At 59.5% G+C, this 25,612-nt stretch carries 21 protein-coding genes; 11 read left to right on the top strand and 10 right to left on the bottom strand.

The features are described from left to right. From murD to lpxC, 9 genes are all read left to right on the top strand, one after another. A complete protein-coding gene (murD, locus tag AC07VR_RS10125) occupies positions 1–1,347 on the top strand; it encodes a UDP-N-acetylmuramoyl-L-alanine--D-glutamate ligase (RefSeq protein ID WP_495011167.1) in 1,347 nt (448 codons plus the stop codon). Further along, positions 1,344–2,561 (top strand): putative lipid II flippase FtsW, encoded by a 1,218-nt coding sequence (ftsW, locus tag AC07VR_RS10120; RefSeq protein WP_494991866.1) that lies wholly within the window; start codon positions 1,344–1,346, stop codon positions 2,559–2,561. Before murD ends, ftsW begins: the two co-directional genes overlap by 4 nt. Then, a complete protein-coding gene (murG, locus tag AC07VR_RS10115) occupies positions 2,551–3,621 on the top strand; it encodes an undecaprenyldiphospho-muramoylpentapeptide beta-N-acetylglucosaminyltransferase (RefSeq protein WP_494991867.1) in 1,071 nt (356 codons plus the stop codon). The genes ftsW and murG overlap by 11 nt, the downstream gene beginning before the upstream one ends. Before the next feature lie 13 nt (positions 3,622–3,634). Next, the gene (murC, locus tag AC07VR_RS10110; RefSeq protein ID WP_494992140.1) at positions 3,635–5,074 is read left to right on the top strand and encodes a UDP-N-acetylmuramate--L-alanine ligase; all 1,440 of its coding nucleotides are present in this window, start codon (positions 3,635–3,637) and stop codon (positions 5,072–5,074) included. Then, positions 5,071–6,051: a D-alanine--D-alanine ligase gene (locus AC07VR_RS10105; protein WP_495011166.1), complete on the top strand. Its 981-nt coding sequence runs from the start codon at positions 5,071–5,073 to the stop codon at positions 6,049–6,051. The genes murC and AC07VR_RS10105 overlap by 4 nt, the downstream gene beginning before the upstream one ends. Positions 6,052–6,055: 4 nt before the next feature. Next, positions 6,056–6,922: a cell division protein FtsQ/DivIB gene (locus AC07VR_RS10100; RefSeq protein WP_494991869.1), complete on the top strand. Its 867-nt coding sequence runs from the start codon at positions 6,056–6,058 to the stop codon at positions 6,920–6,922. 15 nt (positions 6,923–6,937) lie between these two features. Further along, on the top strand, positions 6,938–8,200 hold the full coding sequence (gene ftsA, locus AC07VR_RS10095; RefSeq protein WP_489376406.1) for a cell division protein FtsA: 1,263 nt from the start codon (positions 6,938–6,940) through the stop codon (positions 8,198–8,200). A gap of 72 nt (positions 8,201–8,272) precedes the next feature. Further along, positions 8,273–9,460, top strand: a complete 1,188-nt coding sequence (gene ftsZ / locus AC07VR_RS10090; RefSeq protein WP_489073363.1) for a cell division protein FtsZ — start codon at positions 8,273–8,275, stop codon at positions 9,458–9,460. Positions 9,461–9,572: 112 nt separating this feature from the next. Further along, positions 9,573–10,484 (top strand): UDP-3-O-acyl-N-acetylglucosamine deacetylase, encoded by a 912-nt coding sequence (gene lpxC / locus AC07VR_RS10085; RefSeq protein ID WP_494991870.1) that lies wholly within the window; start codon positions 9,573–9,575, stop codon positions 10,482–10,484. A gap of 206 nt (positions 10,485–10,690) precedes the next feature. On the opposite strand, the gene AC07VR_RS10080 is transcribed toward lpxC, so the two are convergent. From AC07VR_RS10080 to AC07VR_RS10055, 6 genes are all read right to left on the bottom strand, one after another. After that, positions 10,691–12,184, bottom strand: a complete 1,494-nt coding sequence (locus AC07VR_RS10080; protein ID WP_495011165.1) for a diguanylate cyclase — start codon at positions 12,182–12,184, stop codon at positions 10,691–10,693. 561 nt (positions 12,185–12,745) lie between these two features. Then, positions 12,746–12,970, bottom strand: coding sequence for a hypothetical protein (locus AC07VR_RS10075; protein WP_495011164.1), 225 nt, complete (start codon positions 12,968–12,970; stop codon positions 12,746–12,748). Positions 12,971–13,158: 188 nt separating this feature from the next. Further along, positions 13,159–14,523 carry a heavy metal sensor histidine kinase gene (locus AC07VR_RS10070; protein WP_494991873.1) on the bottom strand — a complete coding sequence of 455 codons (1,365 nt, stop codon included), beginning with the start codon at positions 14,521–14,523 and terminating at the stop codon, positions 13,159–13,161. Next, the gene (locus AC07VR_RS10065; RefSeq protein WP_489376411.1) at positions 14,513–15,187 is read right to left on the bottom strand and encodes a heavy metal response regulator transcription factor; all 675 of its coding nucleotides are present in this window, start codon (positions 15,185–15,187) and stop codon (positions 14,513–14,515) included. The genes AC07VR_RS10070 and AC07VR_RS10065 overlap by 11 nt, the downstream gene beginning before the upstream one ends. Before the next feature lie 9 nt (positions 15,188–15,196). Then, positions 15,197–18,292 carry a multidrug efflux RND transporter permease subunit gene (locus AC07VR_RS10060; RefSeq protein WP_495011163.1) on the bottom strand — a complete coding sequence of 1,032 codons (3,096 nt, stop codon included), beginning with the start codon at positions 18,290–18,292 and terminating at the stop codon, positions 15,197–15,199. Next, the gene (locus AC07VR_RS10055) at positions 18,289–19,458 is read right to left on the bottom strand and encodes an efflux RND transporter periplasmic adaptor subunit (protein WP_495011162.1); all 1,170 of its coding nucleotides are present in this window, start codon (positions 19,456–19,458) and stop codon (positions 18,289–18,291) included. The genes AC07VR_RS10060 and AC07VR_RS10055 overlap by 4 nt, the downstream gene beginning before the upstream one ends. 227 nt (positions 19,459–19,685) lie before the next feature. On the opposite strand from AC07VR_RS10055, the gene AC07VR_RS10050 reads away from it, so the two are divergent. Continuing rightward, positions 19,686–19,943: a hypothetical protein gene (locus AC07VR_RS10050; protein WP_494991877.1), complete on the top strand. Its 258-nt coding sequence runs from the start codon at positions 19,686–19,688 to the stop codon at positions 19,941–19,943. Between the two features lie 144 nt (positions 19,944–20,087). Here the strand turns inward: AC07VR_RS10050 and AC07VR_RS10045 are convergent, their stop codons facing one another. The 4 genes from AC07VR_RS10045 to norR all read right to left on the bottom strand — a co-directional run bounded on the left by AC07VR_RS10045 (position 20,088) and on the right by norR (position 24,187). Continuing rightward, positions 20,088–20,837 carry a YkgJ family cysteine cluster protein gene (locus tag AC07VR_RS10045; RefSeq protein ID WP_495011161.1) on the bottom strand — a complete coding sequence of 250 codons (750 nt, stop codon included), beginning with the start codon at positions 20,835–20,837 and terminating at the stop codon, positions 20,088–20,090. Between the two features lie 136 nt (positions 20,838–20,973). Next, positions 20,974–21,456: a GNAT family N-acetyltransferase gene (locus AC07VR_RS10040; protein WP_494991879.1), complete on the bottom strand. Its 483-nt coding sequence runs from the start codon at positions 21,454–21,456 to the stop codon at positions 20,974–20,976. A 3-nt stretch (positions 21,457–21,459) separates the two neighbouring features. After that, positions 21,460–22,362, bottom strand: coding sequence for a chemotaxis protein CheV (locus AC07VR_RS10035; protein ID WP_494991880.1), 903 nt, complete (start codon positions 22,360–22,362; stop codon positions 21,460–21,462). Between the two features lie 268 nt (positions 22,363–22,630). Further along, positions 22,631–24,187 (bottom strand): nitric oxide reductase transcriptional regulator NorR, encoded by a 1,557-nt coding sequence (gene norR / locus AC07VR_RS10030; RefSeq protein ID WP_494991881.1) that lies wholly within the window; start codon positions 24,185–24,187, stop codon positions 22,631–22,633. A gap of 156 nt (positions 24,188–24,343) precedes the next feature. On the opposite strand from norR, the gene hmpA reads away from it, so the two are divergent. Further along, the gene (hmpA, locus tag AC07VR_RS10025; protein ID WP_495011160.1) at positions 24,344–25,525 is read left to right on the top strand and encodes an NO-inducible flavohemoprotein; all 1,182 of its coding nucleotides are present in this window, start codon (positions 24,344–24,346) and stop codon (positions 25,523–25,525) included. The last annotated feature ends 87 nt before the right edge of the window (positions 25,526–25,612 follow it).

Raw genomic sequence — 25,612 nt, 5'->3', positions numbered from 1 at the left:
GTGTCTCTGATCGCTTCTGACCACTTCCGCATCGTTGTCGGCCTCGGCAAGAGCGGCATGTCCCTGGTTCGCTTCCTGGCGAGTCGGGGTGTGTCGTTTGCTGTGGCCGATACGCGGGAGAATCCGCCGGAGCTGGTCACGCTGCGCCGTGATTACCCGCACGTGGACGTGCGTTGTGGCGAGCTGGACGTTGAGTTCCTGTGCCGCGCCGACGAGCTCTACGTGAGCCCGGGCCTGGCCTTGGCGACGCCGGCGCTGCAAGCGGCAGCAGCCCGTGGCGTGAAACTTTCCGGTGATATCGAGCTGTTCGCGCGTAACGCGAAAGCGCCGATCGTCGCCATCAGCGGTTCCAACGCGAAAAGCACCGTGACCACGCTGGTGGGTGAAATGGCAGCGGCGGCCGGCAAGCGTGTTGCGGTCGGCGGCAACCTTGGCACACCAGCGCTGGACCTGCTCAGCGACGACGTCGAGCTGTACGTATTGGAGCTGTCGAGTTTCCAGCTTGAAACGACAGATCAACTCGGTGCGGAAGTCGCCACCGTATTGAACGTCAGCGAAGACCACATGGACCGTTACAGCGGTCTGCCGGCGTATCACCTGGCCAAACACCGGATCTTCCGTGGTGCCAGGCAGGTTGTGGTGAACCGTCAGGATGCCTTGACCCGTCCGTTGGTGGGCGAGGGGTTGCCGTGCTGGACCTTCGGTTTGAGCCAGCCTGACTTCAAGGCTTTCGGTCTGCGTGAAGAGAACGGCGAGAAGTATCTGGCCTTCGAATTCCAGAACCTGATGCCGGTTCGCGAGTTGAAAATTCGTGGTGCTCACAATCAGTCCAACGCCCTGGCGGCCCTGGCCCTGGGGCATGCCGTGGGGCTGCCGTTCGACGCCATGCTGTCGAGCCTGCGCACCTTCGCCGGCCTTGAGCATCGCTGCCAGTGGGTCCGGGACCTGAATGGCGTGAGCTACTACAACGATTCCAAAGCCACTAACGTGGGCGCCGCTTTGGCCGCCATTGAAGGCTTGGGTGCAGACATCGCCGGCAAGTTGGTGCTGATTGCTGGCGGCGATGGCAAGGGGGCGGATTTCAAGGACCTGCGCGCTCCGGTTGCGGCCAACTGCCGTGCCGTGGTGCTGATGGGCCGTGACTCGGAGTTGATTGCCAAGGCGATCGGCGACGAGGTTGCGCTGATTCGCGTCAATTCGCTGATTGAAGCCGTTGAGCGCTGCAAGGCTGTCGCCGAACCGGGCGACGCTGTGTTGCTGTCTCCGGCCTGCGCCAGTTTCGACATGTTCAAGAACTACGAGGAGCGTGGGCACTTGTTCGCCCGGGCCGTGGAGGGCTTGAAATGATCTTTGCGAATATTATCAAGCCGTACCCATCGCCGATCATCACCGGTCGCGGTATCGATCTCGACTTCCCGATGCTTGCCGGTTGTCTGGCGCTGCTCGGTCTTGGCCTGGTCATGATCACATCGGCGTCCTCGGAAGTCGCCGCGGTACAGTCCGGCAACACGCTGTACCACATGATTCGCCACCTTGTTTATCTGGTCCTCGGCCTCGGTGCCTGCGTCGTGACCATGATGATCCCGATTGCAACCTGGCAACGTCTGGGCTGGCTGATGCTGATCGGCGCCTTCGGTTTGCTGGTCATGGTGTTGCTGCCCGGGATCGGTCGTGAGGTGAACGGCTCGATGCGCTGGATTGGTTTCAGCTTCTTCAACGTCCAGCCTTCCGAGATCGCCAAAGTCTTCGTGGTGCTCTACCTGGCCGGTTATCTGGTACGCCGTCAGAAGGAAGTCCGCGAAAGCTGGATGGGCTTCTTCAAACCGTTCATCGTATTGCTGCCTATGGCTGGTCTGCTGCTGATGGAGCCAGACTTCGGGGCCACCGTCGTGATGATGGGCGCCGCAGCGGCGATGCTGTTCCTCGGGGGGGTCGGGCTGTTCCGTTTCACCTTGATGGTGGTGCTGGCGGTGGCTGCGGTGACGATTCTGGTTCAGGCCCAGCCCTACCGTATGGCGCGTCTGATTACCTTTACCGACCCGTGGGCCGACCAGTTCGGTTCCGGCTACCAGTTGACTCAGGCGCTGATCGCTTTCGGGCGTGGTGAATGGTTCGGCGTCGGCCTGGGCAACAGCGTGCAGAAACAGTTCTACCTGCCCGAAGCCCACACTGACTTCGTATTCTCGGTCCTGGCTGAAGAGCTGGGCGTGGTTGGCTCGCTGGCGACCATCGGCCTGTTCGTCTTCGTTTGCATACGTGGCATGTACATCGGGTTGTGGGCAGAAAAGGCCAAGCAATTCTTTGCGGCTTATGTTGCGTACGGCTTGTCGTTCCTGTGGATCGGCCAGTTCCTGATCAACATCGGTGTGAACGTCGGCTTGCTGCCGACCAAAGGTCTGACCTTGCCGTTCCTCAGTTATGGCGGCAGTTCCCTGGTTATTTGCTGCGCCTGCCTCGGTTTGTTGCTGCGTATCGAATGGGAAAGTAGAACTCATTTGGGCAGTGAGGAGATGGAGTTCAACGAGAGCGACTTCGCTGAGGAGCCGACTCATGGGCGCTAATGTGCTGATCATGGCTGGCGGTACAGGCGGGCACGTGTTCCCGGCGCTGGCCTGCGCCCGTGAATTCCAGACGCGCGGCTATACCGTGCACTGGCTGGGCACGCCACGCGGGATCGAGAACGAGCTGGTGCCAAACGCTGGTCTTGCCCTGCATCTGATCAACGTCAGCGGCCTGCGCGGCAAAAGTAAGTTGTCCTTGCTCAAGGCGCCGTTCGTGCTGCTCAAGGCGATCTGGCAGGCGCGCAAGATCATTCGTCAGTTGCAGCCGGTCTGTGTCCTGGGGTTTGGCGGTTATGTCACCGGTCCCGGTGGCGTTGCGGCCAAACTGGCTGGCGTGCCAGTAATCGTTCACGAACAAAATGCCGTCGCTGGTACCGCCAATCGGCTGCTGGTGCCGCTGGCTGCCCGAGTCTGCGAAGCTTTCCCGGATACCTTCGGGGCATCGAACAGCCGCCGGACCACCGGTAACCCGGTGCGTACCGAGCTGTTCCTCGAAACACCGCGCCAGGCTTTAGCCGGACGCAAGGCGCGTTTGCTGATCCTGGGCGGAAGCCTGGGGGCTGAGCCGCTGAACAAACTGTTGCCTGAAGCCCTGGCGCAAGTCTCTGTCGAGCTGCGCCCGGAAGTGTTTCATCAGGCTGGAAAAAATCATGATGAAGTGACCGCCGAGCGCTATCGCGCCGTTGGCGTCAATGCGCAAGTGCAACCCTTCATCAAAGACATGGCCCAAGCCTATGGCTGGGCCGACCTGGTGGTTTGTCGCGCAGGCGCGCTGACCGTCAGTGAACTGGCTGCCGCCGGTCTGCCCTCGTTGCTGGTGCCTTTGCCCCACGCAATCGACGATCACCAGACCCGCAATGCCGATTATTTGGCTCGTGAAGGCGCTGCCTTCCTGATGCCGCAAAGAACGACTGGCGCAGCCGATCTGGCTGCTCGCCTGACAGAGGTTTTGATGCAACCGGAACGACTCAATAGCATGGCGAGCGCTGCCCGTCGCCTGGCCAAACCCGATGCCACCCGTAGCGTGGTCGATATCTGCCTGGAGGTGGCCCGTGGTTGAGAATCAGAAAGCCATGCCTCAACCGGAAATGCGCCGTATCCGTCGTATCCACTTCGTCGGTATCGGTGGCGTCGGTATGTGCGGGATTGCCGAAGTGTTGTTGAACCTGGGCTATGAAGTTTCCGGCTCCGACCTGAAAGCTTCGCCGGTGACCGAGCGTCTCGAGTCTTTCGGTGCGCACATCTATATCGGCCACCGCGCCGAGAACGCGGCGAACGCCGATGTCCTGGTGGTTTCAAGCGCCGTGAACACTTCCAACCCGGAAGTCGCCACTGCTCTGGAACGCCGGATTCCGGTAGTGCCGCGCGCCGAAATGCTCGCCGAGCTGATGCGTTATCGCCACGGCATCGCCGTTGCCGGTACTCACGGCAAAACCACCACGACCAGCCTGATCGCCTCGGTGTTCGCGGCCGGTGGTCTGGACCCTACCTTCGTCATCGGTGGCCGGCTGAATGCAGCAGGCACCAATGCACAGCTGGGCACCAGCCGTTATCTGATCGCCGAAGCTGATGAAAGCGATGCCAGCTTCCTGCACCTGCAGCCACTGGTAGCGGTCGTCACCAATATCGACGCCGATCACATGGCGACCTATGACGGTGACTTCAACAAACTGAAGAAAACCTTCGTCGAGTTCCTGCACAACCTGCCGTTCTACGGTTTGGCTGTGGTCTGCCTGGACGATCCTGTCGTGCGCGAGATCCTGCCGCAGGTCAAACGCCCGACGGTCACCTACGGCTTCAGCGAAGAAGCCGACGTGCGCGCGATCAATGTTCGCCAGCAAGGCATGCAGACCTTCTTCACCGTGCTGCGTCGTGACCGCGAGCCGCTGGATGTCTCGGTGAACATGCCGGGTAACCACAACGTATTGAACGCCCTGGCAACCATCTGTATCGCCACCGACGAGGGCATCAGCGATGAAGCCATCGTTCAGGGCCTGTCGGGCTTCCAGGGTGTGGGCCGACGCTTCCAGGTGTACGGCGAGCTGCCGGTGGAAGGCGGCAGCGTGATGCTGGTTGACGACTACGGTCACCACCCGACCGAAGTGGCCGCAGTGATCAAAGCCGTGCGCGGTGGCTGGCCGGATCGGCGTCTGGTGATGGTTTACCAGCCGCACCGTTTCAGTCGCACTCGTGACCTGTATGACGATTTCGTGCAGGTGCTGGCTGATGCCAATGTGTTGCTGTTGATGGAAGTCTACCCGGCCGGTGAAGAACCGATTCCAGGTGCCGATAGTCGTCAGCTGTGCCACAGCATTCGTCAACGCGGTCAGCTCGACCCGATCTACATCGAGCGTGGCGTCGAACTGGCACCGCTGGTCAAGCCGCTGCTGCGTGCCGGCGACATTCTGCTCTGCCAGGGCGCCGGTGATATCGGTGGTCTCGCACCAAAACTATTGATCAGTCCGCTGTTTGCGGGTGCCGTTGCCGCTGCCGGTCAGGGGAAGTTGAAATGACTGCTGCCTACGCCAACCTGTTCTCGACGATCGAGCCGAAAGACTTCGGCCGCGTTGCCGTGCTGTTCGGTGGCAAGAGCGCCGAACGCGAGGTTTCGCTCAAATCCGGCAACGCCGTTCTCGATGCATTGCAAAGCGCGGGTGTGAACGCCTTCGGCATCGATGTCGGTGATGATTTTCTGCAACGTTTGCTGAGCGAGAAAATCGACCGCGCCTTCATCATTCTCCACGGTCGTGGCGGTGAAGACGGCAGTATGCAGGGCCTGCTCGAATGCCTGGGCATTCCTTACACCGGCAGCGGCATCCTCGCCTCGGCGCTGGCCATGGACAAGCTGCGGACCAAGCAGGTCTGGCACAGCCTGGGTATTCCTACGCCGCGTCACGCGGTACTGAGCAGCGAAGCCGACTGTATTTTGGCGGCGACGGAACTGGGCTTCCCTTTGATCGTCAAACCGGCCCATGAAGGTTCAAGTATCGGTATGGCCAAAGTGAATTCCACGCCCGAGTTGATCGACGCCTGGAAAGCGGCCAGTACCTACGATTCGCAAGTGTTGGTCGAGCAATGGATTCAAGGTCCGGAGTTCACCATCGCCACCCTGCGTGACCAGGTGTTGCCACCGATCGCCCTGGGCACGACCCACAGTTTCTACGACTACGACGCCAAGTATGTGGCTAGCGATACCCAGTACCGGATCCCGTGCGGCCTCGATAGCGCAAAAGAACAAGAACTCATGGACCTCACGGCAAAAGCCTGTGAGGCGTTGGGTATTGCCGGTTGGGGACGGGCTGACGTGATGCAGGACGCCGAAGGGCAGTTCTGGTTTCTGGAAGTCAACACTGCACCGGGTATGACCGACCACAGTCTGGTCCCAATGGCAGCCCGTGCTGCCGGCCTGGATTTCCAGCAGTTGGTGTTGGCGATTCTGGCTGCAAGTGTTGCCAGTAACGCTGCCGGTAACAAAGAGCCGCGAGGTTAAGACCATGCAAGGCCACCAGCTACGTCATCCGCAACCCGCTCCTGGCCGTAAGCCGGTGCCGCGTGGTGCCAGCCGTATGGTGGCCAAAGAGCCGATGTCGGTGCGCCTGCCGAAAGCCAATTTCGGCTTTCTGAAAAGCCTGTTCTGGCCGGTGCTGTTGGTGGCTCTGGGCTTCGGTACCTACGAAGGCGCGCAGCGTTTGCTGCCTTATGCCGACCGGCCAATCACCAAGATCAACGTCCAGGGTGATTTGAGTTACATCAGCCAGCAAGCCGTGCAGCAGCGAATCGCCCCTTACGTGGCCTCGAGCTTCTTCACCATTGACCTGGCCAGCATGCGTACCGAGCTTGAGACGATGCCCTGGATTGCCCACGCCGAAGTGCGTCGCGTCTGGCCTGATCAGGTGGTGATTCGCCTGGAAGAACAACTGCCCGTGGCCCGTTGGGGCGACGAAGCACTGTTGAACAACCAGGGCGAGGCGTTCACCCCGCGTGAGCTGGCGAACTACGAACACCTGCCACAGCTGTTCGGCCCGCAGCGCGCTCAACAGCAAGTGATGCAGCAGTACCAGGTGTTGAGCCAGATGCTTCGGCCGATGGGTTTTTCGATTGCCCGTCTGGAGTTGCGTGAACGTGGCAGCTGGTTCCTGACCACCGGTGCCGGCAGCGCCGGTCCGGGGATCGAACTGTTGCTCGGTCGTGATCATCTGGTCGAGAAGATGCGCCGCTTTATCGCCATTTATGAAAAAACGCTGAAAGAACAGATTACGAACATTGCGCGCATCGATCTGCGCTATGCCAACGGCCTGGCCGTCGGCTGGCGGGAACCTGTAGCGCCCACGACGGCCCAACCCGCCGTCGCGAAGAATTAAGAAGAGGCAGGACCAATGGCTAATGTGCAAAGCGGCAAAATGATCGTCGGTCTTGATATCGGCACTTCCAAGGTGGTGGCACTGGTGGGCGAGGTCGCGGCCGATGGCACGCTGGAAATCGTCGGTATCGGCACTCATCCATCCCGTGGCCTGAAGAAGGGCGTGGTGGTGAATATCGAATCCACCGTGCAGTCGATCCAGCGCGCTATCGAAGAAGCGCAATTGATGGCCGGGTGCCGCATTCACTCGGCGTTCGTCGGTGTGGCGGGCAATCACATTCGCAGCCTGAACTCCCACGGCATCGTGGCGATTCGTGATCGCGAAGTCAGCTCGGCGGATCTGGAGCGGGTACTCGACGCGGCCCAGGCTGTAGCGATCCCTGCGGACCAGCGTGTCTTGCACACCTTGCCGCAGGATTACGTAATCGATAACCAGGAAGGCGTGCGTGAGCCTCTGGGCATGTCCGGCGTACGTCTGGAAGCCAAGGTCCACGTGGTCACCTGCGCCGTGAACGCGGCACAGAACATTGAAAAGTGCGTGCGTCGCTGCGGTCTGGAAATCGACGACATCATTCTCGAGCAGTTGGCCTCTGCTTACTCGGTGTTGACCGATGACGAGAAAGAGCTTGGCGTGTGCCTGGTGGACATCGGTGGCGGCACCACTGATATCGCGATCTTCACCGAAGGCGCGATTCGCCATACGGCGGTGATCCCGATTGCAGGCGATCAAGTGACCAACGACATCGCCATGGCGTTGCGCACTCCGACCCAGTACGCCGAAGAAATCAAGATTCGCTACGCCTGCGCCCTGGCCAAACTGGCCGGTGCCGGTGAAACCATCAAGGTCCCAAGCGTCGGTGATCGTCCGCCGCGCGAGCTGTCCCGTCAGGCCCTGGCTGAAGTGGTCGAGCCGCGTTACGACGAGCTGTTCACGCTGATTCAGGCCGAACTGCGTCGCAGCGGTTATGAAGACCTGATTCCGGCCGGCATCGTGCTGACCGGCGGTACTTCGAAGATGGAAGGCGCGGTGGAGCTTGCCGAAGAGATTTTCCACATGCCGGTCCGCCTTGGCGTACCCCATGGCGTCAAAGGCCTCGACGATGTCGTGCGCAACCCGATTTATTCCACCGGTGTGGGCTTGCTGATGTACGGGCTGCAAAAACAGTCCGATGGCGTGTCCTTCTCCGGGATCAGCAGCAACCGAGACAGCTACAGCAGTGACGAGGCCAAGACGCCTCTATTCGATCGTCTCAGAAGCTGGGTTCAGGGCAACTTCTAAAGATTTACAGCAAGACAGTTTCAAAGTGGCAGCAGTAGGCGAAAAAACTAGAGAAATGAAAGGAGAGGGAAAATGTTCGAACTCGTAGACAACATCCCCGCAAGCCCGGTTATTAAAGTTATCGGTGTTGGCGGAGGCGGCGGCAACGCTGTCAATCACATGGTCAAGAGCAACATTGAAGGCGTTGAATTCATCTGCGCCAACACTGATGCCCAGGCGCTGAAGAGCATCGGCGCGCGGACCATCCTGCAACTGGGCACCGGCGTGACCAAAGGTCTGGGCGCTGGCGCCAATCCGGAAGTGGGCCGTCAGGCCGCTCTGGAAGACCGTGAGCGTATTGCCGAAGTGCTGCAGGGCACTAACATGGTGTTCATCACCACGGGCATGGGTGGCGGTACTGGTACCGGTGCTGCGCCGATCATCGCCGAAGTGGCCAAGGAAATGGGCATCCTCACCGTTGCGGTGGTGACGCGTCCGTTCCCGTTCGAAGGTCGCAAGCGCATGCAGATCGCCGATGAAGGCATCCGCCTGCTGTCGGAAAGCGTCGACTCGTTGATCACCATTCCCAACGAGAAACTGCTGACAATCCTCGGTAAAGACGCGAGCCTTCTGTCGGCTTTCGCCAAGGCTGACGATGTACTGGCCGGTGCCGTTCGCGGTATCTCCGACATCATCAAGCGCCCAGGCATGATCAACGTCGACTTTGCCGACGTGCGTACCGTGATGAGCGAAATGGGCATGGCGATGATGGGCACTGGCTGCGCCAGCGGTCCGAACCGTGCACGTGAAGCGACTGAAGCGGCGATCCGCAACCCGTTGCTCGAAGACGTGAACCTGCAAGGTGCACGCGGCATCCTGGTAAACATCACCGCCGGTCCCGACCTGTCTCTGGGTGAGTACTCGGACGTTGGTAGCATCATTGAAGCCTTCGCTTCCGAGCATGCAATGGTCAAGGTCGGTACTGTTATCGATCCGGACATGCGCGACGAGCTGCACGTGACTGTGGTTGCCACAGGTCTGGGTGCTAAAATCGAGAAGCCTGTAAAGGTCATCGACAATACCGTTCATACCTCCATGGCCGCTCAATCGCCAGCACCTTCGCGTCAGGAAATGCCGTCGGTGAACTACCGCGATCTGGACCGTCCAACCGTGATGCGCAACCAGGCTCAGGCCAGTGCTGCGACCGCGGCGAAGATGAATCCGCAGGATGATCTGGACTATCTGGACATCCCGGCATTCCTGCGTCGCCAGGCCGATTGATGGAATGTATCAGGGGTATTAGGGTGATTGGTGTTCAGCAAAGGCCTGGTCTGCTATTATCGCCAGCCTTTGTTGATACCAGTTCGCAATTTGCGCTGAAGCGGCCCAAGCCATGATTAAACAACGCACCCTGAAAAATATTATCCGTGCCACAGGTGTAGGTCTGCACTCCGGGGAGAAGGTATACCTGACCCTCAAGCCTGCACCTGTAGACACCGGCATTGTGTTTTGTCGTGCCGACCTGGACCCTGTGGTGCAGATTCCTGCTCGCGCGGAAAATGTTGGTGAAACCACTATGTCGACCACACTGGTCAACGGTGACACCAAAGTGGACACGGTGGAGCACTTGCTCTCGGCCATGGCTGGCCTGGGCATCGATAACGCCTACGTCGAGCTCTCCGCGTCCGAAGTCCCGATCATGGATGGTAGCGCTGGACCCTTCGTATTCCTGATTCAATCTGCCGGCCTGGAAGAACAGGACGCAGCCAAGAAGTTCATCCGCATCCTGCGTGAAGTGACAGTGGAAGACGGCGACAAGCGCGCCACTTTCGTCCCTTTCGAAGGCTTCAAAGTGAGCTTCGAGATCGATTTCGATCATCCGGTGTTCCGTGACCGCACTCAAAGTGCCAGCGTGGATTTTTCCAGCACTTCGTTCGTAAAAGAAGTCAGCCGCGCCCGGACCTTTGGTTTCATGAGTGATATCGAGTACCTGCGCAAGCACAACCTCGCACTCGGCGGTAGCGTTGAAAACGCCATCGTGGTCGACGCGGATGGTGTACTGAACGAAGACGGCCTTCGCTATGAAGACGAATTCGTGAAGCACAAGATCCTCGATGCAATTGGTGACCTCTACCTGCTGGGCAACAGCCTGATAGGTGAGTTCCGCGGCTTCAAGTCGGGGCATGCACTGAACAACCAGCTTCTGCGCAAATTGATTGAGCAGAAAGATGCCTGGGAAGTCGTGACCTTCGAAGATGCCAGCACTGCACCGATCTCTTACATGCGTCCCGTTGCGGCAGTGTAAGTAACACTCTCTTTCTTTAGTTTTTAAAGGCTGCCTTCGGGTGGCCTTTTTTTATGTCCGTAGGAGCGAGGCTTGCCCGCGATGGCGGCAAATCTGACACTCCGCGTCATCGTTCATCGCGAGCAAGCTCGGCTCCTACAGGTGTCCGCGTTTCCTTGCAGGCGCGAGGCTTGCCCTGGATGGGGCCGCTATTCGCAACGTGGATGTCAGCCTGTAACCACCCGATTTCGCCCACTGTATTTGGCCTGATAGAGCGCTGTGTCGGCAGCGAACAGCAGTGTCTCCAGGCTTTCCCCGGGCTCTCCCGACCAAGTGCCCAGGCCGATGCTCACGGTGATTGGCAAATTGTCGCCATTGATCGGTGCAAGCACTTCGACGGCGGCGCGGATGTTCTCGGCAATGCGCAACGCGCCAAGGGCATCGGTTTCGGCCAGGACCACGGCAAACTCCTCGCCGCCATAACGGGCAACAAGGTCCGCCGGGCGACGGATATGCTCGCTGATCACACTGGCGACCGTGCGCAGCGCCTCGTCACCGACCTGATGGCCGTGCCGGTCGTTGAAGGCCTTGAAATGATCCGCATCGATCATCAGTACCGACAATGGCTTGCCCGAACGCTGTGCGCGAACCCATTCACGGTTGAGTACCTGATCCAGTGTTCTGCGGTTGGCCACACCGGTCAGTGCATCGGTTGCGGCCAATTGCGCCAGTTCCTGCTCGGCGTTGTGGCGCAGACGCAGCTCGCGGCACAGCAGCCAGGTCAGCCAGAGCAGGCCGATGCAAAGCACGCCGGTGGCGCTGCTGATCAGTATTGTGGTGCGCTTCCATGAAGCAAGTACCTCATCGGTCGAGAGTGCTACCACGACGATTAATGGCAGTTTGCCAACCCGGGAGAAGGTGTACAGCCGCTGTCGGTGATCGAGGCTCGAGACACTGTTAAAGCTGCCATTGCCTTCTCGCAGAATGCGCATGAAGTTTGGTCGGTTACTGAAGTCCTTGCCGATCAGGTCATCGGCCAGGGGCGGCTCCTGGGCCAGCAGGACGCCGTCAGTGCTGATCAGATTGACCGAACTGTCACGATCGATACGCAAACTCCTGAACAGATGATTGAAGTAGCTCAGGCGCATGGCCGCTTGGGCGACACCGAGAAATTCGCCCTGTTGGGATGAAATGCGTCGACTGAAGCTGATGAGCCAGTCTTGATTGGCGCGTCTGGCCCTGAACGGCCGGCTGATAAACATTCCAGGGTCGGGATTGTTTACATGGGACTGAAAGTATTCACGGTCGGCGAAGTTACCCGTTCGTGGTTCAACTGAGGCCGAGTCGGCGAGGACGTCGCCGTGTTGATCGAGTAACAGAATGTCGCCTTTATGGGGGGCGGCAGTTGCTCGATCGAACATCGCCAGATGACGTATTTGCGGGGAAGCCGTCCTGAGGTCGGTACGCTGCGAAGCGGCAATCAATCCCAGCAAGGACAGGTCATAGAGCTCGACATTGCGCAGCACGTCGGCGTCGATCAACTGCACAATGTTGGAGGCAGCACGAGCTGCGGCTAACTCGGCACTACGGTGTTCGCGGATCAGCAGAAAGGTCACGATGCTCAGAATGGCAATCACAGTCAGCGAACTGCCGAGAATCAGGATCCACTCCGACCGGCTGACGGGGGGCGGGCGCGGGGATGTTGCACTGCTCACACTCATGGTTCTGACTTCTGCTGTCTGGGCGGTAATGAAGTTGTTGCGAGGGAAGCGGGCAGAGTGACAGAGACCTGTTGCGCCTATGGCGCATGTATAAATCCCGGGCATAAAAAAGGCCAGCAAAACGTGCTGGCCTTTTGCTTATATGAGCTTAGAACACGTTCAACGGGTAATCGTCGACATCGCGCTTCCGGTGCCTGGCGTTCTTACCGTCGGCGCTGTACCAGGTCTTGAGCATCGAGCTTGAGGCTGGAACCTTCAACGAAGTCTTCGGTTGAGTCGTTTGCTGCATAGGCGTTTGGGGCGATCGTTACAGTAAGTGCAATGAACAGAGGGCTGAATTTGAATGCACGACTCACGTGAAGTAGAACGCCTTTGATCAATAATGGCCGTTGTTATTTTTTGCACCTGTATAAATACGGCGGGTATTTCTCAAGAGAAAACCAGGCAGGTTGGTGTTTATACACAGCGAAAAAAAAGCCGCTGATAGCAGCGGCTTTGAAGACAACTTCTCAGGAGAAAGAGCCCAGAGAAGTGTCGAGGGAAACAGAGCGATGGTGCTGATCAGCTGTCTTTCTCAACCTGTGGTTGCGCCTGATTGGCTGACGTTTGCCGGGATTGCTCAGGGTTTTGCGCCTTGGCAGTCAACTCGGCCTGGGACTTTTCGAAGGCATTGGCGCGTGCGGCATTTTGCGCAATGAATGCTGGAGACTCTTTGGCCATGGCGAAGGGTGACAGGAATAAAGAAGACAAAACGAAAGCGCTGGCAATACCCATGGAGTTGGACATCTTGAAGACCTTCTTGCAGAGCTAGTGTTAGTGAGTGCGGCAAAAGTAACGGTCTTCAAGGTCGGGAAAAAGAGCGGATTGCATAAAGGACTGTTGCCTTTACAGTAATAGTCAGGAGCCTGATCGTTCCCACGCTCTTGATCGTTCCCACGCGGAGCGTGGGAACGATCGCAACGATCATCAGGGGGCTAAATCGGCAGGTAAATACCGAATGTATTCATTCCGTCATTGCTGCGCACAAACACATCGCCGCCGTGCATCAACGCAATGGCCTTGACGATGGCCAGTCCCAATCCATGGTTGGCGCCGCTGTTGCTGCGCGAGGCATCGACCCGGTAGAAGCGTTCAAACAACCGCGACAGGTGTTCGCTGGCGATAGCCTTGCCGGGGTTGGCGACACCGATGGCAACCTGGTGTTCTTGCACCTCGATCTGTACACGGATGACTTGTCCGGGGGCGGTGTGTTGCACGGCATTGTTCAGCAGATTGATCAGCGCCCGACGCAGATGGGCTTTTTCGATTTGCACGTTGGCGTCGCCGCTGACTTCGACTTTCACCTGAGCGTCTTCGAGAATGAAGTCCAGATAATCCAGAGTCGTCGCGACTTCATCGGCCAGTGACGTCGGGGTGAGTTTGGTGGCTTTGCTGCCTTGGTCGGCGCTGGCCAGAAACAGCATGTCATTGATGATTGACCTCAGTCTCTCAAGCTCTTCGAGGTTCGATTGCAGGACTTCGAAGTAGTGCTCGGCCGAACGCCCGCGAGTCAGTGCGACCTGGGTCTGGCCAATCAGGTTGGTCAGGGGCGAGCGTAACTCGTGGGCCACATCGGCGTTGAACGACTCAAGGCGTGAATAGGCTTGCTCGACCCGTTCCAGTGTCGAGTTGAAGGCGCTGACGAATTGATTGAGTTCCGGCGGCAACGGTGACAGTTGCAGGCGTCCGGACAGCAACGGCGGCGCTAGACGTTGAGCTTCCTGGGACAACTTTATCAATGGCTTCAGACCGATCCGTGCGACCCAATAGCCCAAGACCGAGGCCAGTAACACACCGACGATGGCCAGGCTGATCAGGGCGATCAGCAAGTGATGCTGGGTCTGGGAGAAGGTCTCGGTGTCGATGCCGATCAGAAAGCGCAGCGGTGGTTGCTGGTCCTTGGCCGGGAGTTGGCTGACCAACACTTTCAGCGGATAAGGATGGTCCGGCAAGGTCAAGTCACGCATGCCCAAAGGTCCTTGGGCAAAGGCGCGAATTTGTGCGTCCGGGGCGCCATATTCATAGCTGGCATCACCGCTGACCACCCAGAAACGGATGCGTTTGTCTTCTTCGCCGAGCAGCTTGAGCTTGGCGTTGATCTTCACCCAGTGTTCGGGTGTGCCATCGCGGTTGAGGGCCGATTCGAGCACGCTGTAGCGCGCAACCAGTTCGGCTTCGGGCAGCAGGCCCAGGCCTTTGTCGACTTGTTGATAGAGCGCCCAGCCAATCAGCAGGAACACCAGCAAAGCCACCAGGGTGAACATGCCGCTCAGACGTAACGCAATGGAGTTAGACACCACGGCTCTCCAGCACATACCCCATGCCGCGAATGGTGTGCAGCAGTTTCTCTTCGAACGGTCCGTCGAGCTTGGCCCGCAGGCGTTTGATCGCCACTTCGACGACATTCGCATCGCTGTCGAAATTGATGTCCCAGACCATTTCGGCAATAGCGGTTTTCGAGAGGATTTCACCCTGACGCCGGGCCAGCACGCTGAGCAGCGAAAACTCCTTGGCGGTCAGGTCCAGGCGCGTGCCGGCCCGGCTGGCCTTGCGGCTGATCAAATCTATCCACAGGTCGGCGATGCTGATCTGCACCGGCTCATGACCGCCGCTGCGGCGGGTCAATGCCTGTAAACGCGCCACCAGTTCGAGAAAGGAAAAGGGTTTGCCGAGGTAGTCATCGGCGCCGTCGCGCAGGCCCTTGATCCGGTCTTCGACGCGCTCGCGGGCGGTGAGCATGATCACCGGGGTTTGCTTGCGCGCACGCAGCGCACGCAGTACGCCAAAACCATCGAGGCCGGGTAGCATTACATCGAGCACGATCACCGCGTAATCGCTTTCCAGCGCCAGGTGCAGACCTTCGACGCCGTCCCGGGCCAGGTCCACGGTGTAGCCTTGTTCGGTCAAACCGCGATGCAGGTAATCCGCGGTTTTTTCTTCGTCTTCGATAATCAGAACGCGCATGACCCCGCCTCAGTCAGTGGTCGCCAGCACTGGGGCTGGTTTGGGCCGATGGAATAGCCGCTCAAGCCACAAGTATATGACCGGTGTGGTGAACAACGTCAGCGCCTGACTCACCAGCAGTCCGCCAACCACGGCGATCCCCAGCGGCTGGCGCAGTTCGGCGCCGGTGCCATAGCCGAGCATTAGCGGCAGGGCACCGAGCAGCGCGGCGAGGGTGGTCATGATGATTGGCCGGAACCGGATGAGGCAGGCCTGGTAGATGGCCTCTTGCGGCGCTAGCCCACCTTTGCGTTGGGCTTCGAGGGCAAAGTCGATCATCAGGATGCCGTTTTTCTTGACGATCCCGATCAGCAGCACCAGGCCGATCAACGCCATGACCGAGAAGTCCTGGCCCCAGATCCACAGCATCAGCAGGGCGCCAAGGCCGGCCGAGGGCAAGGTCGAGATGATCGTCAGTGGATGCACGAAGCTCTCATAGAGCACGCCGAGAATGATGTAGACCGCCACCAGCGCCGCGAGAATCAGCCATGGCTGGCTGGCCAGCGAGCTTTGGAACGCCTGGGCTGCGCCCTGGAAATTGCCAATGATCGAGGCGGGCACACCGATCTCGTTCTTCGCCTGGTTGAGCATGATCACCGCATCGCCCAACGCCACGCCGGGGGCGAGGTTGAATGACAAGTTGGCGGCCGGGAACATCCCGTCATGGGCAACGGACAGCGGCCCGACGGTGGGCGGATCGACCTTGGCCAGCGCCGACAACGGGACCATCTGGCCACTGAGGGGCGAACGCAGGTAGAAGTAATTCAGGCTTTCGGCCTTGCCGCGCTGCTTGGCGTCGAGTTCGAGGATCACGTTGTATTGGTTGGTCTCGGTCTGGTATTCGTTGACCTGACGCTGGCCAAACGCATCGTAAAGCGCTTGGTCGACATCGCTGGCATTCAGGCCGAAACGCGCTGCCGCGCTGCGGTCGATGCTGATGTGGGTAATGCTGCCGCCCAGTTGCAAGTCGTTGGAAATGTCACGGAACGCCGGGTTGGTTCGCAGTTTTTCCGTCAGACGCTGGGTCCAGGTATTCAGGGTTGGTCCATCGTTGCTCTTGAGCACGTATTGGTATTGGCTGCGACTCGGCCCAGAGCTGAGGTTGATATCCTGGCCGGCCCGCAGATAGAGGACGATCCCCGGAACCTTGGCCAGTTGCGCACGGATCCGGTCGATGAACTGGCTGGCGCTGACGTCGCGTTGACTGCGGTCTTTCAAGGCGATCCAGAAGCGGCCGTTGGCGATGGTCTGGTTGCTGCCGGTCACGCCCACGGAATGGGAGAACGATTGAACCGCCGGGTCCGCGTTGACGATTTTCGCCAGCGCCAGGTGTTTGGCCACCATGTCCGGGTAGGACACATCGGCCGCTGCTTCACTGGTCCCGAGCACGAAACCGGTGTCCTGCACCGGAAAGAAACCTTTGGGAATGATCACGTAACCGACGATCGCCATGGCGAACGTCAGGCCGAAAATCCCGAGCATCAGCCGTTGGTGGGCGAGGGCGCGCCGCAGGCCTTTTTCGTAGAGCGCCAGCAGTCGTTCGCCGAAGCCGGGTTTGGTATGGGCATTGTGTCCCGGGGCTCGCATGAACAGTGCGGCCAGGGTTGGTGCCAGGGTCAACGACACCACCACCGAAATCAAAATGGTCGAGGTCGCGGTCAGGGCGAACTCCTTGAACAGCCGTCCGACCACACCACCCATGAACAGCAACGGGATAAACGCCGCCACCAGCGAGAAACTGATGGAGACCACCGTAAACCCGATCTCGCCGGCGCCCTTGATTGCAGCCTCGCGCATGCCGTCACCGGCCTCGAGGTGACGGTGAATGTTCTCCACCACAACGATCGCATCGTCCACCACAAAACCCACGGAGATCACGATCGCCACCAGGGTCAGGTTGTTCAGGCTGAAACCCATCGCGTACATCAGCGCTAAACTGGCGATCAGCGACACGCCAAGCACGCTGGAAACAATCATCGTCGCCGACCACTGGCGCAGGAACAGCGCCATCACCGCGATCACCAGAAACACAGCAATCAGCAGGGTGATTTCCACCTCATGCAACGAGGCGCGGATGGTCCTGGTCCGGTCCGAGAGTACGGTCACTTGCACCGTGGCCGGGAGCATCGCTTGCAGGCGCGGCAGTTCAGCCTGGATGCGGTCGACGGTCCCGACGATGTTGGCGCCGGGCTGACGGAAGATCACCAGGTTCAACCCTGGTTGATCTCCGGACCAGGCCTGAACGTAGGCGTTTTCCGAGCCATTGATCACCCGCGCGACATCTTTGAGGTGGACCGGTGCACCGTCCTTGTAGGAGACGATCAACTGCCCATACTCCTCGGGGTGAAACAGCTGGTCGTTGGTCGACAGCGTGGAAATGCTCGACGGGCCGTATAGCGCACCCTTGGCCAGATTCAAGCTAGCCTGCTGCAGGGCTACCCGGATATCGGCCAGGGTCAGACCGACGGCCGCCAGTCTGTCCGGCGCGACCTGGACGCGGATGGCCGGGCGTTGCTGGCCAGTGACGTAGATCTGGCCGACACCGTCGATCTGGCTGAGCTGCCGCGCCAGCAGGGTTTCCACATAGTCGCTGAGTTCGGTGCCGGGCATCTGCGTCGAGCTGATAGCGAGGATCAGAACCGGGCTGTCGGCCGGGTTGAGTTTCCTCCAGGTCGGCAGGCTCGGTATGTCTTTGGGCAGCTTGCCGGAGGCGGTGTTGATCGCCGCCTGAACTTCCTGGGCTGCGGTGTCGATGCTTTTGTTGAGGGTAAATTGCAGCGTCAGGTTGGTAGAGCCCAAGGCACTGCTGGAGGTCATTTGGGTCATGCCGGGGATGGCGCTGAACTGTACTTCCAGTGGCGTGGCCACTGAGGAGGCCATGGTGTCCGGGCTGGCACCGGGCAACTGCGCAGTGACCTGGATGGTCGGAAACTCCGCTTCCGGCAACGGCGCGATGGGCAGTCGCGGGAAGGCGATCAGCCCCAGCAGCACCAGCGCAAAGGTCAGCAGAAGGGTGGAGACCGGGTGATCGATGCACCAGGCCGAAACCGAGCCATGGCCCTTCATGGTTGCAGCTCCGATTTCGCGGTTTGAATGACCGGTGTCGGCTCATTGAGTACCTCGATCCTGGAACCTGCCTTGAGCCGCGACTGGCCGTCGCTCACCAGCACATCACCGGGCTGCACACCCTTGATGATGTTCAGGTCACTGCCCTGATAAACCATCTGCACCGGCACCACTTCCACTTCGTCGGCTTTGACCCGATAGACGAAATACTGATCGAGCCCGCGTTGCACCACGGATGGCGGCACTACCAAGGCATCTTTGTCGAGGGCGGTCTGGATCTTGATGGTCACCAATTGCCCTGGCCAGAGCTTTTGCCCGGCGTTACTGAATTCGGCCTTGGCGCGAATGGTCCCGGTGTTGGTGTTGATCTGGTTGTCGATCAGGGTCATATGGCCTTCACCGAGCAAGTCGCCGGTTACACCATCGGTGTCGGCGCCAAGATAGGCGTTGACCTGGGTTTGGGTCTGGGCGCCGATCAGTCTTTGCAGGGTCGGCAGCATCTGTTGCGGCAGGGAGAACTCGACGGCGATCGGGTCGATCTGGGTCACTGAGAACAAGCCTTGGGTATCGCTCATGCGCAGAAAGTTGCCTTCATCGACGGAGCGAATGCCAACTCGACCGGTCACCGGAGAGTGAATTTGGGTGTAGGACAGTTGGACTTGCGCAGCGTCAATGGCCGCCTGATTGCCTTGCGCGGTGGCTTTCAACTGGTTCACCAGCGCCAGTTGCTGATCGTAGGTCTGCCTGGAGACGCCATCATCGACGCTTAGCAGTTTGTATCGCTTGAGATTGACCTCGGCCACTTGCAGCTGCGCCTGGTTTTGCCCCAGCTGAGCGCGGGCCTGATCGAGGCTGGCGCGAATCGAGCGATCGTCGAGGGTGGCCAGCAGATCACCGGTTTTTACCAGCTGGCCTTCCTTGACCCACAGTTTGGTCAGGATGCCATCGATCTGCGGCCGGATGATTACGCTGTGCAACGACAACACTGAGCCGATGCTGCTGACATAGCGTGGCACGTCCTTCTGCTCGACGCTGATCACCCGCACTGGAATCGCGCTCGGCGCCGCCGGTTTGGCGGTGGTCGGCCCGGTCACAAACCAGGTGGCCATTGCGGCCAAGGCAATCAGCAATCCTGCGATCAACACCGTTTTTTTTTGAATACGCATGCTTGTAGGACGCCAGAGCAAAGTGGTCGAGGGATTTGGCCAGTATCAATGGCTTACTTATAGTCCTCAAACCCGGTCAGCAAAATGACTGCTAACTGACAGCGCTGTCAGTAATGGCTGACCATTCGCGCGGTGCGCAGGTTAAAGATCGCAGTCGCACAGGTATACTGCCGGCTTCTGCGGCCCGTCACCCCGGCCAGATCCATTTTTACACCCTTGGAGCTTTCATGACTTCCCGTAAACAACCGCCTGCTGCTGACGTCCAGAGCGAGGAACAGGCTGACCTGCAAAACAGCGTCGACTCCAGCGCAGACACCGAAGACAAAGCCGCAATCCCAGCGTTCAAGTTCCCGTTCAAGCCGGGCGAGCTTGCCGCGGCGAAGAATGCCAGCCAGCCTTGGTATAAAAACGGTGCCAAGAACGGCCACACCAAGACTCCGGGCGCAGCGCCTCCCGGCACCCGTCGCTCGATGGGCAAGCGCTGAGTCATTGATCCGGATGGATCGTTGGATCGTTCCCACGCTCCTGCGTGGGAATGCCTCACTGGACGCTCCGCGTCCGCTTTCGGCAGTGACGCAGAGCGTTACGGCTGCATTCCCACGCAGAGCGTGGGAGCGATCACAGATGCATCAAGCCGCACGCAGCGAGATGAAGGCGTAGTTTGAAGGCTGCGTCGTTGCCACCTGCGCTCCGGCGGCCTGCACTTGTTCGGCGATATCTGTCCCGGATACATGGAACAACCACTCGCTGGCCGAACTCGCTGGTGGCTGCGCTTCAATCTGTTTGATGGCCATGGCGAACGCCGTCATGTCCGGCAGGTAAGCGGTAAAGCCGTCGCCCTTGAGCGCGGTAGTCCGAATGCCCAGCAGTTCGCAGATGGCTTCCTTGGTCTGGATGTCGTCCCGATCAGCCTGGCGCGAACGCTGGATCAAGCCGGCCAGTTCCCGGTCGACCAACTCGCCGCCAACAATCAGCTGCGGGCCTTTTTCCCAGGATTCTGGCGGGCAGTCCTTGGCGGCTGGCTTGAGTGCAATGTGCGGATTGATTTCCATGGGGTAAATGCGACACACCAAAGGCCGGCGTTCATAGATCCGGCAGAGGTTGTCTTCGTCAAGATTCCGGCAGGGGCCAACGTTGTACGCGGCGAAGGTGATCGCCACATAAGCCTCGGTCACACCGCTGGGCACCACACAGGAACGTCGTTCGGCATGCTCGCGTTGCTGCAAAGGCAAGCCCAGGCCATTGCCGAGAAAGCCTTCCACCAGCACGATCACGTTGCCGCCGTCAGCCGCCCACTGCCGGGCTTCGGCGAGGGTCAGGGGGACGTGATGGTCGGTGCAGCACTTGCCGCAACCTACGCAGGAAAACGTTGTATTCATTAAACGGCCGGCTGCAATTGATAGACGAGAGCGGTGACGGGATTACCCACAGAGTCACTGCAAAGGCCTGTTACAAAGCAAGTTATGCGCCAGTCATCCTTGGGTGGATCCCGGACCGCCAGGATCGCAGCCTGCGCTACGCTGGAACGAGTTCTCTGCGCACCAGACGCATGCCCGCGCTTTCATACAAGCGCCGGGCCCGATGGTTATCTTCCAGCACTTTCAAATCGACATACTCTTCGCGTTTTTGCTGGAAAACCCTGAATGCATGCAACAGCAAAGCCCGCCCAAGCCCTTGGCCTTGAGCCCTGGGATGCACCACCAGGTCTTTGATGTAGGCGCTTGTCCAGCACTGGGCGACGCCGACAATCCCTTGGGCGTGCGTGGCGATAAAACACAGGGCCGGGTCATACTCGGCATCGGTTTCGAAGCGTTCACGCCAAATGTCCAGTGCTGGCACGCTGCCGCCGCCCTGCCGATAACCCAGCTCCATCAGCCCATGAACCGTTTCGGCAAGCGGCGCACGGTAAACGGTCAGGCTGATGCCGGCCGGCCAGGCGACGGGCGGCAAAACCTTAGTGAGGTCTCGACGCAGCAGCAGGCAGTAGTCCTCGGCCAAGGCTCAAATACCCTGAGCCGCGACGGCTTTGGCGGCCTCGATCAGACACTTGGTGAGCTCTGGCGAGGAGAACTTGGTCAGCACCGCGTTGGCTCCGGCCAGTCGGGCTTTTTCGCTGTTCATCGCGCTGTCCAGAGAGGTGTGCAGCAGCACGTAGAGGTGTGCGAAGTCCGGGGTTTCGCGCAGGGTACGGGTGAAGGCGTAACCGTCCATCTCCGACATCTCGATGTCCGAGACGATCAGGTTGATTTGCTGTTCAGTGCCCTGCAGGTCCAGCAAGCAATCGATGGCTTCCTTGGCGCTGCGCGCGGTGTGGCATTGCAGGCCGAGGTTGCGCAGGGTGTGCACCGATTGTTGCAACGCCACCTGGCTGTCATCGACCACCAGAATCCTGGCATTACCCAGCACTTCGGCATCTTCCATGCTCAGTTCGGTCGGTGCCATTTCGATTCGTACCGGGGCGATGCCGTGGATGACTTTCTCGATATCCAGTACTTGTACCAGGGTGCCGTCGACCTGGGTTACGCCAGTGATGTACGACTTGGCGCCGCTGGCACCGTAGGGCGGCGGGCGGATATCGGTGGTCAGGCAATGCACGATCTTGCTCACGGCCTGAACGTGCAGACCTTGCTTGGAGCGGCTGACGTCAGTGACGATCAGGCAGCCGCCGTCCGGGTCGACCAACGGTTTTTCACCAATCGCCCGGCTCAGATCGATCACCGACAGCGACGCGCCGCGCAGAGTGGCGATGCCTTTGACGTGCGGGTGCGACTCCGGCAGCTTGGTCAGCGGCGGGCAGGGAATGATTTCACTGACTTTCAGCAGATTGATCGCCATCAGCTTGCCACTGCGCAAGGTAAACAGCAGAAGCGAGAGTGAGTCTGCGCGGGCTTTATCGGAGGACATAAAAACCTTCTGTGGATAAGGTGGTTCGCGGAAACGGGGCCGTGAACAGCTATCGATAACGGGTTATCGACTTGTTCAGGGCTGGCTTTAGGGGTAATCCCGGTAAACCAGACCGGCGCGATCTTCGTAGCAGCTGCCGAAGGCTGCGTTCGGCTGCGCAGCAGTCGTAAAACCTGAAACCGTGGTGTAACAGGTAGAACACGGTGACCGTTTTGCGAGGACTTCGTCCTCGAACGCAGGCTTCGCCAGCTGCTACGGGGGATGTGTGTCATTTCATCCCCAACCGCTTGGCCATCCTTCCAAGGTTTGCCCTGTCCAGGCCTAGCTCACGGGCCGCGCTTGCCCAGTTGTTCTGGTGGCGCTCAAGGCAGGCGCTGATTAGCTGACGCTGGTAGTTCTCGGTAGCCAGGCGCAGATCCCCGGCGACGTCGGGTAAATCCACGGGGGCGCTGGCAGGCTCTGACGGGGATGCTTGCTGCGCGACATTCGGCAACTCCAGATCCGCCGCGCTGAGGCTGAGGATCTTCGGGCGCTCGCGGCAATTGCCCAGCGCCTTCAGCGCACTGCGACCAATCAAGTGTTCGAGTTCACGGACATTGCCCGGCCAGGCATAAGCCAGCAGCGCCGCCTGGGCATCGCTGGTCAAGCGCAAGCTGTTGAGGCCCATGCGCGAGCGGTTCTGCTCCAGGAAGAAGCCGCTGAGCAGCAGCACATCACGGCCGCGATCCCGCAGCGCCGGCACCAGCAGCGGGTAAACGCTGAGGCGATGATAGAAGTCGGCTCGATAGCGGCCGCTGCGCACTTCTTCGGCCAGATCGCGGTTGGTTGCAGCGATCAGGCGCACATCGACCTGATGTTCTTTATCCGAACCCAATCGCTGCAGCTGGCCGCTTTGCAGCACTCGCAGCAACTTGGCCTGAACGGTCAGCGACAACTCGCCAACTTCATCGAGGAACAGCGTGCCGCCATTGGCCAGTTCGAACTTGCCGCGGCGGTCGTTCATCGCGCCGGTGAAGGCGCCGCGCACATGGCCGAACAACTCGCTTTCCACCAGTGTGTCCGGCAGGGCGGCGCAGTTCAGGCTGATAATCGGTTTGTCGGCTCGCGGCGAAGCCGCGTGTATCGCCTGCGCCACCAGCTCCTTGCCGACTCCTGTCTCGCCGGTGATCAGCACCGTAAGGTCGCTGCCGCCGACCAGGCTGATCTCTTCCATCAGGCGTTTATGGGTTTTGCTTTGGCCGATCATTTCGCGGTTTTGCTGGCCGCTGGCCTGACGGTAAACCTCGGCACGCTGGTGTTCGTCCTCGACGCGCAGGGCCAGACGCTCCATACGCTCAGCGGCATTGACGGTTGCGGCGGCGAGGCTGGCAAAGGCCTGCAGGGCGTCCAGTTCGATGGGTTCAAAACGCTGCGGGTCCAGCGCATCGAGGGTCAGCAGACCCCAAGGGCGTTCGTCGATAAACAGTGGGCAACCCATGCAGTCGTGGACTTCCAGGTGTTCGTCGAGACCGTCCACCAGACCGTCGTAAGGGTCCGGCAACTCGCTGTCACTGGCGAAACGGGTTGGCCCGGGACTGCTGAGCAACGCCTCGAAGCGCGGATGTTCGCTGACCTTGAAGCGTCGGCCCAGGGTGTCGGGGCTCAGGCCATCCACCGCCAGGGGCACCAGCCATTCGCCGTCGAGGCGCAAAAGGGCGGCGGCGTCACACGGCAGCAGAGCGCGCATGGCTTCGAGCAGGCGTCGATAGCGCTCGCCCTCCGGCAGTTCGCGGGACAGGTCGGAGACCAGAGGGAGCAGGGCGGTGAGCAGTGATTTTGCAGTCATATTGACTCCATATAGTCTTAATGACTATAAAGCAGGCATTGTCGATATGACTACTATTTTATTAACATATTGATTTATATAGATTTAATTGTTGGCATGGAAACTGATAGGTAAAGGGTAGTCAGCTGGAAACCAAAAAGCTCAGGAGTTGCCCTTATGCTTAGCGTTCAAGACCGTGCCATCGTCAAATCGACCGTCCCTCTGCTGGAAAGCGGTGGCGAAGCGTTGATCACTCACTTCTATCGCATGATGCTTTCTGAATACCCGCAAGTGCGTCCGTTGTTCAACCAGGCCCACCAGAGCAGTGGCGATCAGCCTCGGGCACTGGCCAACGGCGTATTGATGTATGCGCGGCATATCGAACAGTTGGACCAATTGGGCGATCTGGTGGCGAAAATCATCAACAAGCACGTTGCCCTGCAAATCCTCCCTGAGCATTACCCAATCGTTGGCAGCTGCCTGCTGCGGGCCATTTCCGAAGTGCTCGGCAGTGAGATTGCCACCCCTGAAGTCATAAGCGCCTGGGGCGCGGCCTATAACCAACTGGCCGATATCCTGATCGGTGCTGAAACGGTGATCTATGACCAGAAGGCCGAAGCACCGGGCGGCTGGCGCGGTGAGCGGGAATTCAAACTGGTCGCGCGGGTCGAGGAAAGCTCGGAAATTACTTCGTTCTACTTCGAGCCTGCAGACAAGGGCCCGATTCTGGCGGCAGAGCCTGGCCAATATATCGGCATGAAACTGATCCTCGATGGCGAAGAGATTCGTCGTAACTATTCATTGTCGGCCCTGGCTGACGCCGGCCAGTACCGCATCAGCGTCAAGCGCGAAGCTGGCGGTCGTGCCTCGAATTTCCTGCATGACCGGTTCCATGTCGGCGCGAGCATCATGCTGTTTCCGCCATCCGGCGAGTTCACCCTGACCGCCAGCGACAAACCTTTGGTACTGATCAGTGGCGGTGTCGGCATTACACCTACTTTGCCGATGCTTGAAGCAGCTCTGGCGAGCAAACGCCCGGTGCACTTCATTCATTGTGCGCGTAATGGCGGTGTCCACGCCTTCCGTGATTGGGTGGATGGCCTGGCCGAGCGTCACCCGCAACTCAAGCGTTTCTACTGCTACGCCGAAGATGATGGCGTCAGTCCGGCGGCGCACCGGGTCGGGCTGTTGAGTCAGGATCAGCTTGCTGCCTGGATGCCTGAAGAGCGCGATCTGGACGCTTACTTCCTGGGTCCCAAAGGCTTCATGGGCGCAATCAAACGTCACCTCAAGGCGTTGGGCGTTCCGGAGAAACAAAGCCGTTACGAGTTCTTCGGTCCGGCTGCGGCGCTGGAGTAAACCTTTATTGAATGATCGTTCCCACGCTCTGCGTGGGAATGCAGCCCGTGACGCTGCGCGTCACAAAGCGGACGCAGAGCGTCCGGT

The organism is Pseudomonas sp. GW821-FHT02H09, assembly GCF_059421425.1.
This window is presented reverse-complemented; position numbering and strand designations above follow the sequence as displayed.